The organism is Amphritea sp. GJ51-11 (assembly GCF_055808735.1).
This window is the reverse complement of record NZ_CM147881.1, coordinates 3,108,172-3,121,382: the sequence shown is the minus strand read 5'-3', so window position 1 is coordinate 3,121,382 and position 13,211 is coordinate 3,108,172. Positions and strand designations below refer to the sequence as shown.

The window sequence follows — 13,211 nt, the reverse complement described above, 5'->3', positions numbered from 1 at the left end:
AACTCCTTAAAACTGAACCAGACCGGTAAAACCGAGGAAGGCGAGTGACATCAGGCCCGCAGTGACCATACCAATAGCCGTTCCCTGAAAAGGAACGGGGACATCGGCAACGGTGATGCGCTCCCGCATAGCGGAAAATAGAATCAGGGCGAGGGAAAAGCCCACTGCGGCACCAAAACCATAAACGATTGAATCGACAAAGCCGTTCATCTTTTTGATGTTTAACAGTGCGACACCCAGCACCGCACAGTTGGTGGTGATCAGAGGGAGAAAGATACCCAGTAATTTGTAAAGCAACGGGCTGGTTTTACGCACCACCATTTCAGTGAACTGCACCACCACGGCGATCACGAGAATAAATGAGATCGTTTTCAGATAGGTGATTTCAAGCGGGGCAAGTAAATAGGTATAAACCAGATAGCTGCACACCGATGATAGGGTAAGAACAAAGGTCGTTGCTAGGGACATCCCCATCGCTGTTTCGAGCTTGTTGGACACGCCCATAAAGGGACAGAGGCCAAGAAACTGAACCAGTACGAAATTGTTCACAAGAACAGTGCTGATAATAATTAACAGATAATCAGTCATAATACTCGTTACATCATCGCCGGCATTTGCGTACCGGGGCTGCCTGGAAATTAGAAAGTGCTAAAGTTTACCGATTTTAGCGACTTTCCGGTATAGCTTTATGGTTGATGTGTCACAACTTTTGTGGATCTGCATCATAGAAAACCGCATCTTAAAGGGCCGAATGTTTTGGCGAGGCATTATATCAGGCTAATCCGTTAATGCTTAATGGATCTTAGCAATCTGTAAAATGCATGGGATAAAACCAAACCGGGTCTAAACAATGTTTAGCCCGGTTAACATTCAGTCCACTTTGCGTTGGCTCAGATAGCGCCGTTATCGCGTAACTGCTCCAAAATTACATGGGTTTGCGTAGCAATCGATGTTTGTCCGCTCAGGGCTGCGCTGTCGAGATCAACCTGAATTGAGCCTTCTGGCAGTTGAGTGGATGCATCGGTCAGTACCAGCAGGCCATTATCATTAAACAGGGCCGCGATTTGGCCAACCTCTCCAGGTAGGCTGCCATCGTTCAGCAGGACAGAGATCGCCCGTCCCTGATTGAACAACTGTCGCTCAAGGGTATATAGCAGAGTGTTGCGCTGTTCTTGAGTGCCACCCTGAATCGCTAGTGTGATCGCTTTTTGCCCAAAACGCTGTTCCCGCTCGGCTTTACTAATGCTCGCATTGTGGCTGATCTCATCATTATTGAGGTCATTAGCGTCAGAATCGGCGACAATCATCCCAGCCGCGACCGTGATGTTGTTCAGGCGGTCGATAACAATAAAAGAGCCGGTAGTGTGGTGGGAGCGGTAATCATCAGTGACGATTGAACGTTCCAGAGTGATCTCACAACGGCCGATTTCGTTCAGCTTCAGGGTTGCCGCCGGATGCTGTTGTTGCGTATTAACATCGACACAGTGACGAATACTGCTGACACCGCCAGCGACGGTTTGTGTTGCTAGCTTAATATCGTATTGACGACCCGGCACCAGTTCCTGCTCTGCCATCCACACCAGCATGGCATCGAAGCGGTTGCCGACTTTGATGTTATCGCTGCTGTGTACGATCATATCGCCACGGCTAATATCGATCTCATCTTCCAATGTTAAGGTGACGGACATCGGCGGAAACGCTTCTGGCAATTCACCATCGAATGACACAATCGACTTAACCCGGCTGCTTTTACCTGATGGCAGAACTGTCACTTCATCACCTGGGCGGACAATACCGGACCCCAGTGTGCCGCAATAACCCCGGAAATCGAGGTTAGGACGGTTGACATACTGTACCGGGAAGCGCAATTCGTCGAAGTTCTGATCATTAGCGATCTGAATGGTTTCCAGATACTCCATCAGCGGCGCTTCTTTATACCAAGGCATATCGCTACTTAGATTAACGACGTTGTCGCCTTTTAGGGCTGACATCGGTACAAATTGGATATCGTTGAGATCAAGATCGGCAGAAAAATCGAGATAATCCTGTTTGATCTCTTCATAACGGGCTTCGCTAAAGTCGACTAAGTCCATTTTGTTGACGGCAACGATGGTGTGCTTAATGCCCAGCAAAGAAACGATAAAGCTATGACGCTTGGTTTGCACCTGCACACCATGACGGGCATCAATCAGGATGATGGCGAGGTCACAGGTTGATGCACCGGTTGCCATGTTACGGGTGTACTGCTCATGCCCCGGGGTGTCGGCAATGATGAATTTGCGAGTAGCGGTCGAGAAGTAGCGGTAAGCAACATCGATGGTGATGCCTTGCTCGCGCTCGGCCTGCAAGCCATCAACGAGGAGTGCTAGGTCGAGTTCTTCGCCAGCATTACCCATTTTGGCATTATCAGAGTGCAGGGCGGCTAATTGATCTTCATAGATCATTTTAGAGTCGTGTAGTAGGCGGCCAATCAGGGTTGATTTGCCGTCATCCACGCTACCGCAGGTGAGAAAGCGCAATAATTCTTTGTTTTCATGTTGTGCCAGATAAGCTTCGATATCGCTGGCGATCAGATCGGACTGATGACTCATGATTGTGTTCCGTATTCTTAAATTCTGTACAGTGCAGTAAAAGATCTATTCACGGGGTATAGCGGCTGAGATTCAATGAGCCAGCTATGCCTCCGTCTTAACTGAGGGAAATGATGCTATACCACCCTCGGTTAAGCGTATTAGAAGTAACCTTCCATCTTTTTCTGTTCCATGGAGCCTGCGCCGTCGTTATCAATAACCCGACCTTGACGTTCTGATGTGGTGGTTAACAACATCTCCTGAATAATCTCAGGTAGGGTTTGTGCGGATGATTCAACCGCCCCGGTGAGAGGGTAACAACCTAAGGTGCGGAAGCGGACCATCTTCATTTCAGGCACTTCGTTCTCTTCAAGCGGCAGACGGTCATCATCGACCATGATTTCTACGCCATCGCGAACCACAATCGGGCGTTCTGCAGCAAAGTAGAGCGGCACAATAGGAATGCCTTCAAGATAGATATATTGCCAGATGTCCAGCTCGGTCCAGTTGGACAGTGGGAATACCCGGATGCTTTCGCCTTTATCAATGCGAGTATTAAAGGTGTTCCACAATTCTGGACGCTGGTTCTTTGGATCCCAACGGTGATTCTTATCACGGAAAGAGAACACTCGCTCTTTGGCGCGAGACTTTTCTTCATCGCGACGCGCGCCACCAAAGGCCGCATCGAATTTGTATTTGTTCAGTGCCTGTTTAAGGCCCTGCGTCTTCATAATGTCAGTATGTTTTTTCGAGCCATGGGTGAAGGGGCTGATATTCATATCAACACCTTCCTGATTGATATGCACAATCAGATCCATACCCGCTTCTTCCGCCATCTTATCGCGGAAGCTAATCATCTCTTTAAATTTCCACGTGGTATCTACATGCATCAAGGGAAACGGCGGTTTGCCTGGGTAGAAGGCTTTGCGAGCTAGGTGCAGCATGACCGCAGAATCTTTACCGACGGAGTAAAGCATTACCGGGTTTTCAAACTCCGATGCAACTTCGCGAATGATGTGGATGCTTTCTGCTTCCAGCTGACGCAGATGGGTCAGTCTGTGTTCCGGCAATTGACTCATATTGATTAGCTCTTCTTACATACCTGAAAAATGTCGAGGTGGCGTGGGATGATAAATCCTATTGGATTTAGACAGCATCAATCGCGCGGCACCGTATATTGGCGGCCATTATGGCAGAACTATCTTTAAAATCAAAAAGAATATGTTGGAATGTTTTAGTAACTTTTTGGAATAAGATGGAGTTTCCTGTATAACACCGAGCTTGCCAGAGGGGGATATGGAGTGGAGCACTGTGTGCTAATATTGCTTATGCAAAAAAGGAATTAATAAATTAATAATTATTATTTTACGTTATAAGAAGCGGTCGCTATTATAGCCCACTCTGAATTTGCGGTATTCCGTCTGAAGCACGACGGGTAACTTTTGTAAGGCAGCTGAGAACGTTGATGGAAATAGCATACAGCTTTGCCGGCCTAGTGGTTGGTTTTATCGTCGGTCTAACGGGAATCGGAGGTGGCGCATTGATGACGCCAATTTTGATTGTCGGTTTTGGTATTCCCCCGGTGACGGCGGTCAGTACCGATTTGATCTATGCGGCGATCACCAAGTTAGGCGGCAGTGTTTCCTATGCCCGGAAAAAATTGGTTGAGTGGCGGGTGGTGTTTTTACTGCTCGGTGGTAGTATCCCCGGTGCGCTGCTGACACTGTATTACCTCGATGGTTTAGATGGCCTCGAGCAAATTGAACACCTAATGAATATTACCTTGGGTGTATCACTGGTGTTGACCTCGGTAGCGGTGTTTTTTCGGGCGAAGATTCGTGCCTCAGTGGTCAAACTGGAAGGCACACGTTTTGAGAAACATGGGCGGCGATATCGTCCCTATGTGACATTGCTCGTGGGGATTGCCTTAGGTGGCTTAGTGACGCTTTCATCAGTAGGCGCAGGCGCCTTGGGCACCGCGATGCTGATTTTGCTTTATCCACGGATGACCATGCAGACACTGGTCGGGACCGATCTGGTTCACGCGGTGGTGTTAACCAGTATTGCTGGTGCGGGTCATTACGGTATGGGCAGTGTCGATCTTTGGCTGCTCTTATGTCTGGTAATAGGTTCATTGCCAGGGGTGTTTTTGGGCAGCCATTTTGGTAGCAAACTGTCTCCTAGGGTTATCCAGCCAATTATGGGAACCCTGTTATTAGCCATCGGTATGCGTTTTGTTCTGGTTGGCTAATAGCTGGATAGTCTGAATTAAATAAAATTTCTGAATTGTAATTTTTATAGGGTGAGGGCCGGTTAGCCGGCGGTAATAGACATGTATCAATATAACGAACAGGATCAGACTCTGATCAATGCGCGGGTTGAGCAATACCGCGATCAGACCCGCCGTTTCTTGGCTGGTGAAATTCCCGATGAGGAATTCCGTGGCCTGCGCCTGATGAATGGCCTCTATATTCAGCGCCAAGCGCCGATGCTGCGGATTGCTGTGCCATATGGCCTGATGAACTCTGTACAGCTGCGTAAACTGGCAGATATCACCCGTAAGTATGATAAAAATTACGCCCACTTTACCACACGGACCAATGTTCAGTTGAACTGGCCGAAGCTGGAAGAGGTGCCGGATATTCTGGCTGAATTGGCTGAAGTGCAGATGCACGCGATCCAAACCAGTGGTAACTGTTTACGTAACACCACCACTGATCACTTTGCCGGGATTGTTCCGGAAGAGATTGAAGATCCACGTCCTTGGTGTGAAATTATCCGTCAGTGGACTACTTTCCACCCTGAGTTTGCTTACCTGCCGCGTAAGTTCAAAATCGCTGTGACCGGTGGCCCTGAAGACCGGGCGGCATCTCAGGTTCACGACATAGGCCTGCATTTGATTAAAAATGCTGACGGTGAAGTGGGATTTGAAGTGTTAGTCGGTGGCGGCCTTGGCCGTACCCCGGTGATTGGTAAACGGATCCGTGAGTTTTTGCCCAAGCGTGATCTATTGACCTATCTCGAAGCGATTTTGCGGGTTTATAACCTTAATGGTCGTCGGGATAACAAATATAAAGCGCGTATCAAAATTTTAGTCAATGCGTTAGGTATTGAAGAGTTTAGCAAGCGTGTTGAAGCCGAATGGGACATCATTCGCGAAACCGAGCTAGCGCTGACTGATGATTACATCACCAAAATTAAAGGCTATTTTGAGCCTCATCCTTATGCGGTTGATGCGGTCGATGGGTTGTCTGTGCTGGAAAATCAGCTGGCCGATAATCTTGAATTCCGTGCTTGGTATGAACGTAATACCCGCGAACATAAGATCGCTGGTTATCGGGCGGTGGTTATTTCGCTAAAACCTCATCTGAAACCGCCAGGTGATATCACCGATGTGCAGTTGGATGCGGTGGCAGATCTAGCCGATACCTTTAACTTTGGTGAGATTCGCAGTACCCACGATCAGAACCTAGTCTTCGCCCATGTGGCCGCCGGTGATCTGTACACCCTCTGGCAGTCATTACGTGATCTGAATTTGGCACGCGCCAACATTGGCACCCTGACCGATATGATCGTCTGCCCAGGCTTTGACTTCTGTTCACTCGCGAATGCCCACACACTGGGTGTGGCTGAGCAGATCAATGCAAAGTTTGATGATCTCGATTACCTTTATGATATCGGCGATATCAAACTGAATATGTCCGGTTGTATCAATGCCTGCGCCCATCACCACGTGGCACATATTGGTATTCTCGGGGTTGATAAAGGCGGTGAAGATTATTATCAGATCACCCTCGGTGGTTCATCTCGCGAAGATGCTTCACTGGGTAAGATTATTGGTAAATCAGTACCTCAAGCTGAGGTTGCCGATACTGTTGAAAAGATCCTGCAAGTGTATGTAGAAAATCGCCTAGAAGAAGAGCGTTTTATCGAGACCGTACGACGTATAGGTGTTGCACCGTTTAAGGAGAGAGTTTATGCCACTGTTAATTAATCGAGCGGTTGTTGAAGACAGCTGGTTACTGGTTGACGAAGATAATCTGACGGCTCATATCAACGAAGATATTGTTGTTCCCTATGAGCTGTTTGCACAGCACCTCGACTCATTGCTTAACGCGAAGGGAAAACTCGGTGTGCGTATTAACGGTGATCAAGATCTTGATCTACTGTTGCAACACCTGACTGCTTTGTCTTTGGTGGCGATTGAGTTTCCGGCCTTTACCGATGGTCGGGGTTTTAGTTTTGCGCGGATATTGCGTCGTGCAGGCTTCACCGGGCAGATCCGTGCCGAAGGTGATGTCAGTCGTGATCGTCTCGATCATATGCAGCGTTGTGGCTTCGATGCTTTTGCTATCCCGGCTGATCGCTACAGCGATGATATTCTCAACGCATTTGGCGAGATTCCAGTCCATTATCAGGGCAGTGCCGATGATGAGCGGCCTATTTTCCGCCAGTAACAGACTAGGATATCAGTCATGAGTGAGTTATTAACCGCAGAACTGGACGCTAAAGTTGCCCATACCATTGCGGTACTACAGCAGGCCGCGGCGGAGTATTCAGATACCGGTCTTGTGTTTGCCAACAGCCTTGGCGCGGAAGATGTGGTGATTACTGATCTGATTAGTAAACATACGCCACAAATTGGTATGTTTGTGCTCGATACCGGTCGTTTGCCGGAAGAAACACTGAAGTTGCTCACCGATGTGCAGGCGCTTTACGGTAATCTGAAGGTGCAGGTTTACTATCCTGACGCGGCCGATGTCGAAGAGTATGTGCAGACTAACGGCGTCAATGCTTTCTATGAAAGTCAGGCGATGCGTAAAGGCTGCTGTTTTGTCCGTAAGATTAAACCGTTGAAGCGGGCACTGGCTAATCGAGAGGCTTGGATCACCGGCCTGCGTCGCGAGCAATCAGTGACCCGTGATGAGATCGGTTTTAAAGAGTTTGATGAAGGCAACGGCATCGATAAGTTTAACCCCTTAGCGGATTGGACTGAGAAAGAGATCTGGGCCTATATTCGAGCCAATAAAGTGCCTTATAACGCGTTGCACGATCAGCATTATCCGAGTATCGGTTGTGCCCCCTGTACCCGAGCGGTTGCCGAGGGCGAAGATGTTCGCGCCGGACGCTGGTGGTGGGAGAACCCTGAAACCCGGGAGTGTGGCTTACACCCTGGCACCCCGGTGGATCACTCTGTTGAGGCTAAACCGGTCAATATTATGGATTTTCTCCCTAAGTAAATTGATCCTGTATCACTTAAAAGAGCCCGCTATTAGCGGGCTCTTTTCTGCATCGCTTTTTTGTATGCTATTTTAGATAGCAGTATTTCCTTAATATCTTTATATCAGGTTATTTTACCGCGCTTGCTGAGGACGACACATTGGACTATTTGCCGTTATTTTTTAAGCTGAACGACCGGACAGCTCTGTTAGTTGGGGGTGGCCAAGTGGCGCTGCGCAAGGCGAGTCTGTTAACTCGGGCCGGTGCGCGAGTGATTGTAGTGGCGCATCGGGTCGAGCCGGAGCTGGTTGAGCTGATTGAGCAGCACAATGGTCAGGTTATTGTTGGGGAATATCACAGCGGTTTATTGACCGATGCTTATCTGGTGATTGCCGCGACCGATGATGATCAGCTTAACGAGCGGGTTCATTTTGATGCGGTTGAACGGCATATTCCGGTTAATGTTGTTGATAATCAGCCGCTGTGTACCTTTATTTTCCCCGCGATCGTTGATCGCTCGCCCATCGTGATTGGTATCTCTTCTGGCGGCGAGTCGCCGGTGTTGGCTCGCTTGTTGCGGGCTAAGTTGGAAACCTGGATTCCGCAAGGCTATAGCCGGTTGGGTAAGTTGGTGGGGCAGTTCCGCCAGCAGGTGAAAGAGACCTTTAGTCATGTCGATCGTCGTCGCATCTTTTGGGAAAAAATCTTGCAAGGCCAGGTGGCCGAAAAGGTGTTTGCCGGGCGTGATAAAGAGGCCCGAGCGTTGTTAGAATCTGCACTAGAGACGGCTGATCCTGACCATCAGGTCGGTGAAGTTTATCTGGTCGGTGGTGGCCCGGGTGATCCTGAACTACTGACGTTTAAAGCGCTCCGGCTGATGCAACAGGCGGATGTGGTGCTCTATGATCAGTTAGTATCGCCCGCCATTGTCGATCTGTGTCGTCGAGATGCCGACCGTATCTTTGTTGGTAAGCGACGTGATAACCACGCCGTTCCCCAGGATGATATTAACGAGTTACTCGTTAAACATGCTCTGCAGGGGCGCCGGGTGCTGCGCTTGAAGGGGGGGATCCTTTTATCTTTGGTCGCGGAGGGGAAGAGCTCGAAACACTCAAACAGCATAATATTCCGTTTCAAGTGGTGCCGGGGATTACCGCCGCCAGTGCCTGTTCAACCTATGCGGGTATTCCACTGACGCATCGTAACTATGCACAGTCCGTCAGATTGGTAACGGGCCAGTTGAAAAACCGCACCTCCGATCTGAATTTTGACGAACTCGTGCATCCCAACCAAACCATCGTATTTTATATGGGGCTGCACACGTTGCCCTCACTGTTTCAGCAGTTAATCGCCCATGGTAAACCGCCAGAGACGCCGGCGGCGATTATCTCCAACGGCACCCGTGCGGATCAGCAAGTGTTAACCGGTACCTTAAGTAGTTTGCCGGAGCTACAGGCACAGGCGAAACTGCCGGCGCCCGCGTTGATTATCGTCGGTGAAGTAGTGCAGTTGCATGACAATCTGGCATGGTTTGGCGAGGAGGTTTTGCATAATCACGGTTTAATTCTGCCGGATGCCACGATGGTCTAAGGGTTTGAGTTTATGCTGAATGATGCCGAATAAACGGACGATAGGTGAATAATAACTATAATAAGAGTGTCTATGGCGTGGAGGCAGGCATTGTGCAGGAGCAACAAACGACAGTATTTAGCCCTGAGTTTATTGATCAGTGTATTAATACACTGCCTTTATTACCCCGCGTCGCGACTCAACTAAAGCAGTTGAGTCAGGAGTCGGTTGATTTTTATCCTAAGATTGCTGAGCTGGCTGAACATGATCCTCTATTGGCGACTAGAGTTCTGTGTGCCGCCCATACAGTTCCCTGTGGGCCGCTCAAGCCGGTTTATAATATCGAAAAAGCCCTTGAGCGCATCGGTGTATTCAATACCCTCAAGCTGATCGATAAGCTGAGTCTTATCGATCCCGATATCATTATGCCGGATGAGCCGTTCAACTGGCGTCACTCGATTGAAGTGGCTGTCTACAGCCGTTTTTTGGCTGAGAATATCAGTGCATTCAATGTTAGCAGTGATCTGGCCTATATGGCTGGCTTAATCCATGATATCGGTCATTTTGTACTCCTGCATATATCCTTGAATGCGGGTGAAAGCAGGGATACTCTGAGTTGGAATACAGCGGATGAACAGTCCGAGCTGGAACAACAACACTACGGTTTTAATCATGCTGATATGGGCTATCGGGTTGCCCAGCGTTGGAATCTGCCGCGCACGCTCACTAATATGCTACGGTTTCATCAGCACTATGATCTGTGGGCTTTTAAAACAGTATCGGTGGCGTTTAAGCAGTTGCTAACGATCGTTCAATTTGCCGATGCTCTCAGTGTTTTAACGATGCAAAATCCAGAATGGCCTGCCTGGTCGACTACCCAGCTTAAAGGCGCTATAGAAGATCATTGTATCCATACAAGTTGGCCGCCGATTGAGTTTCCTCTTGAACGTCTGATTGAGCAATTGCCGGCATTGTCGGAGCAATGTCAGTGGCGCTGACCACTAGCTCTTTCTGCGCGAGTTGAGTTTGTTTATTTCGTTGCTGACGTCAACTTATGTGTTACGTGTGTTCGCCTACAATGTTGTTCTGCGGTTGGTTAAAGACTGTTTGGTCCGGAGTGAGGGGTAGGTCTATCTGGAAGTGAGCCCCGTTGTTATCGGGCAGACTGCGTATATGGCCCTGAAGCAGCTGGCTGACTAAGTTATACACAATATGCATACCTAAGCCGCTGCAGCCTTGGTTGCGTTTGGTGGTCATAAAGGGCTCAAAAAGTCGCGTATGCCAGCCGTCAGGAATTCCCGCACCATTATCTCGATATTCAATGATCATCCGCTCGGCATAAGGGGTGATGGTGATCGATATTTTGCCGCCGGTTTGGTTATCAAAACCGTGTAATAAAGAGTTAAGTATCAGGTTGGTAAAAATCTGGTAGTAACTGCCTGGATAACTGTTGAGCATCAGCAGCGAGGGGCCCTGTACACTAATCTCAGGGTTAGACTGCTTCAATTTGGGTCTCAATGAGTGCTGGATTTCATCAAGGTATTGAATCAAGTCAAAGCGGCGGCGTTGCTCGCTGGCCTGATCGACCGATACTTGCTTGAATGAACGGATGAGTTGAGCGGCACGTTCTAGATTTTGGCAGATCAATTGACTACTTTCGACCGCCGTTTGAGCGAGCGGATTATCTTGATGCTGCTGTTGATACAGTTGTGCTTGATCGGCAAGAAAGGAGGCGGCGGTGTAGCCGATGCCAATCGGTGTATTAATCTCATGGGCGACCCCGGCGACTAAACCACCTAATGCCGCCAACTTTTTCGATTCGACCAGTTGCTGCTGGGCTTCTTGTAATTTTTCCAGTGTCGCGCGCAGCTCTTCGTTACTCTGTTCTAACGCTTGGGTGCGATCAAGTACACGCTGTTCCAGTTCGGCGTTTAAGCGGGCCAGTGAACGTTCTGCATCCTCCCGTTTGCCCATATCAATCAGCATGGCTTGACGCATGCTGTTCATCGAATTGGCGACCTGGCTCAGTTCATCTTCACGCTGGCGTGGTTTACGTTTCAGCACCAGCGGGGTATTTAGTTGATCGAGTTTGAGTCGTTGGGCGTACTGCGCCATGGTACTGAGGTGGCGGGTAACCAACTGATTAAACAGGGCCAGAATAAAGATCGATACCAGAAAGGTCTTGATGCCTTGGGAGGCGAGAATCAGTAGCACTTTATCCGCGAGGCGGCGGTACACTTCATCAAGACTGACGATGAGGGTCAGATCGCCCACGTTAACCGCTTCGTTGCTGCTATCGGTGTAGTTTAGGGCGTAATGCCGCTCGACGGTTGCGCCGACATGGGGTTTATCACCGGCGGTATATTGATCACCAAACTGGGATTTGAGTTCCAGATAACGGACATCGGGCAACTGCAAGATACCATCTAATTGCACCTGAATCTGAGTCGGGCTTATCTCCCATAGGCTGTTGGCGAGGCTGTTAAGTGAACTGGCTTCAATCTGTTGTAAGCGTTCCTCGATGGCCGATCGTTCATAGCGATAATCGAGCCACAGTTGGGTGGCGGTGGCAATCAGCGTAATGACGGAGCTGTAAAGCAAAATCGCTGTCAGCAGGCGTAGCCCCAACGGTTTTTGGTTGCACAGTTCATAAAAACGCTGGCTTAGAGGTGATCTATTCAACCGGCTCACCGAACATTAATCTCAGCCCTTAAGCCAATAACCTTGCCGACCGTGCGGTTCCAGTTAGCGGCACATTCCGGGCCACAGCGCTGCGTCCAGCGGGGTAAGATAACGTCTTTGGCAATCTGGTCACGAATGGCGAGATCTGTTTCGGAAGGAGCAACGAGCGTCATATTACCCATGTCGCCGATCGGGCAAGGTCCGCTCGATAAACAGGTCAGCGCGCTGTCATCGACGGTCGCGGTTTCCTGCCACATGTTGTCCGTGAGGGTGGCAACCTCCTGTTGCAGTAACGCTTTTTGAGGGGGACTTAAGCGGTTCCACTTATCCAAGTTCATGGCTCCGAATGCCAGTCCCCAGCCGACTCTGAGGGTAAAACCATAGGGTGTTTGTGAATACAGTTTGGCAGTATAAGCGGACATGCTGCCGGTGATGACGCAATCGATTTTGTGCTTGGCCAGTGCTTCAGGTACATCATGATAGGGCACACTAACCGGAATCGCGCCGGCTCCGTCAACGAAGTCAGCAAGGGTTTTTAAGAAGACTCTGATGCGCCGCCCTTGCAGATCCTTAATGTTGTTGACCGGTTCCGTACACCAGATCATCTGGCTTGGAAACGGATAGAGCATCATTAACTTAGCATTGTATTTCTCGGAAAACGCCCGCTCTAACGTCGGGAAGTAAGCATTCGCAACTTTTCGTTGGATGGCTATATTCTGCACCAGTGAGGAGAGATCGGCGCCTTCGAATATTTCACTTTCTTCCATGGTGTAAGCGGGCAAACCAAAGGCGAAATCGAACACGCCATTCTTTAGCAGACGCATGATCTCGAAGCCCCGTACACCGAGTTCATCCTGCGGCTTTATCTCACCAACAATTTGTCCCTCGGACACTTCGGCAATATGTTGATTCCAAAAAGGCCCTTCATGTTTTGGGTAGTTATGGAAATAGCTCCAAGTACCCACGGCTTTGATAATGATGGTATCGTTAGCCACACTTAAACGGCTGATGCCGCTGATGACTAGACCGATTAACAGTACCGCTATGTAGTGTTTAATGGTTTTCATATCTGCCGTTTTTTATACACAGGGGGCGCTCGATGCGTCATGTCGCCTAGCCTATTATGATAAGGGTTGAGTATAACCTACTGTCTTAGGCAGGTGAGGTGGA

At 49.1% G+C, this 13,211-nt stretch carries 10 protein-coding genes and 1 pseudogene; 6 read left to right on the top strand and 5 right to left on the bottom strand.

Annotated features, from left to right (window positions below; translation table 11 throughout):
* Window positions 1-6: 6 nt before the first annotated feature.
* From rsxA to cysD, 3 genes are all read right to left on the bottom strand, one after another.
* Window positions 7-588: an electron transport complex subunit RsxA gene (rsxA, locus tag AC0L4K_RS13905; RefSeq protein ID WP_215951799.1), complete on the bottom strand. Its 582-nt coding sequence runs from the start codon at window positions 586-588 to the stop codon at window positions 7-9.
* A gap of 302 nt (window positions 589-890) precedes the next feature.
* A complete protein-coding gene (cysN, locus tag AC0L4K_RS13900) occupies window positions 891-2,591 on the bottom strand; it encodes a sulfate adenylyltransferase subunit CysN (RefSeq protein ID WP_417226315.1) in 1,701 nt (566 codons plus the stop codon).
* 140 nt (window positions 2,592-2,731) lie between these two features.
* Entirely contained in the window at window positions 2,732-3,649 is a 918-nt protein-coding gene (gene cysD, locus AC0L4K_RS13895; protein ID WP_417226313.1) for a sulfate adenylyltransferase subunit CysD, read from the bottom strand.
* A gap of 386 nt (window positions 3,650-4,035) precedes the next feature.
* Here cysD and AC0L4K_RS13890 point away from each other — a divergent pair, with 386 nt between their 5' ends.
* The 6 genes and pseudogenes from AC0L4K_RS13890 (at window position 4,036) to AC0L4K_RS13865 (ending at window position 10,357) form a co-directional block, all read left to right on the top strand.
* A complete protein-coding gene (locus tag AC0L4K_RS13890) occupies window positions 4,036-4,821 on the top strand; it encodes a sulfite exporter TauE/SafE family protein (RefSeq protein ID WP_417226311.1) in 786 nt (261 codons plus the stop codon).
* An 81-nt stretch (window positions 4,822-4,902) separates the two neighbouring features.
* On the top strand, window positions 4,903-6,564 hold the full coding sequence (locus AC0L4K_RS13885; RefSeq protein ID WP_417226309.1) for a nitrite/sulfite reductase: 1,662 nt from the start codon (window positions 4,903-4,905) through the stop codon (window positions 6,562-6,564).
* The gene (locus tag AC0L4K_RS13880; RefSeq protein ID WP_417226307.1) at window positions 6,548-7,027 is read left to right on the top strand and encodes a DUF934 domain-containing protein; all 480 of its coding nucleotides are present in this window, start codon (window positions 6,548-6,550) and stop codon (window positions 7,025-7,027) included. Before AC0L4K_RS13885 ends, AC0L4K_RS13880 begins: the two co-directional genes overlap by 17 nt.
* 18 nt (window positions 7,028-7,045) lie before the next feature.
* Window positions 7,046-7,810 (top strand): phosphoadenylyl-sulfate reductase, encoded by a 765-nt coding sequence (locus tag AC0L4K_RS13875; RefSeq protein ID WP_417226305.1) that lies wholly within the window; start codon window positions 7,046-7,048, stop codon window positions 7,808-7,810.
* Between the two features lie 140 nt (window positions 7,811-7,950).
* A pseudogene (gene cysG, locus AC0L4K_RS13870) lies at window positions 7,951-9,380 on the top strand (siroheme synthase CysG).
* Between the two features lie 44 nt (window positions 9,381-9,424).
* Complete coding sequence (locus AC0L4K_RS13865) at window positions 9,425-10,357, top strand: HDOD domain-containing protein (protein ID WP_473266738.1); 933 nt, start codon at window positions 9,425-9,427, stop codon at window positions 10,355-10,357.
* A gap of 61 nt (window positions 10,358-10,418) precedes the next feature.
* On the opposite strand, the gene AC0L4K_RS13860 is transcribed toward AC0L4K_RS13865, so the two are convergent.
* On the bottom strand, window positions 10,419-12,041 hold the full coding sequence (locus tag AC0L4K_RS13860; RefSeq protein ID WP_473266737.1) for a sensor histidine kinase: 1,623 nt from the start codon (window positions 12,039-12,041) through the stop codon (window positions 10,419-10,421).
* Between the two features lie 5 nt (window positions 12,042-12,046).
* On the bottom strand, window positions 12,047-13,108 hold the full coding sequence (locus AC0L4K_RS13855; protein ID WP_473266735.1) for a TRAP transporter substrate-binding protein: 1,062 nt from the start codon (window positions 13,106-13,108) through the stop codon (window positions 12,047-12,049).
* Window positions 13,109-13,211: the final 103 nt, after the last annotated feature.

Excerpts from the sequence above, each read along its gene's own strand:
- cysN (WP_417226315.1), bottom strand. The coding sequence starts at position 2,591 with ATGAGTCATCAGTCCGATCTGATCGCCAGCGATATCGAAGCTTATCTG.
- AC0L4K_RS13885 (WP_417226309.1), top strand. The coding sequence starts at position 4,903 with ATGTATCAATATAACGAACAGGATCAGACTCTGATCAATGCGCGGGTT.
- AC0L4K_RS13855 (WP_473266735.1), bottom strand. The coding sequence starts at position 13,108 with ATGAAAACCATTAAACACTACATAGCGGTACTGTTAATCGGTCTAGTC.
- AC0L4K_RS13875 (WP_417226305.1), top strand. The coding sequence starts at position 7,046 with ATGAGTGAGTTATTAACCGCAGAACTGGACGCTAAAGTTGCCCATACC.
- AC0L4K_RS13890 (WP_417226311.1), top strand. The coding sequence starts at position 4,036 with ATGGAAATAGCATACAGCTTTGCCGGCCTAGTGGTTGGTTTTATCGTC.
- rsxA (WP_215951799.1), bottom strand. The coding sequence starts at position 588 with ATGACTGATTATCTGTTAATTATTATCAGCACTGTTCTTGTGAACAAT.
- AC0L4K_RS13880 (WP_417226307.1), top strand. The coding sequence starts at position 6,548 with ATGCCACTGTTAATTAATCGAGCGGTTGTTGAAGACAGCTGGTTACTG.
- cysD (WP_417226313.1), bottom strand. The coding sequence starts at position 3,649 with ATGAGTCAATTGCCGGAACACAGACTGACCCATCTGCGTCAGCTGGAA.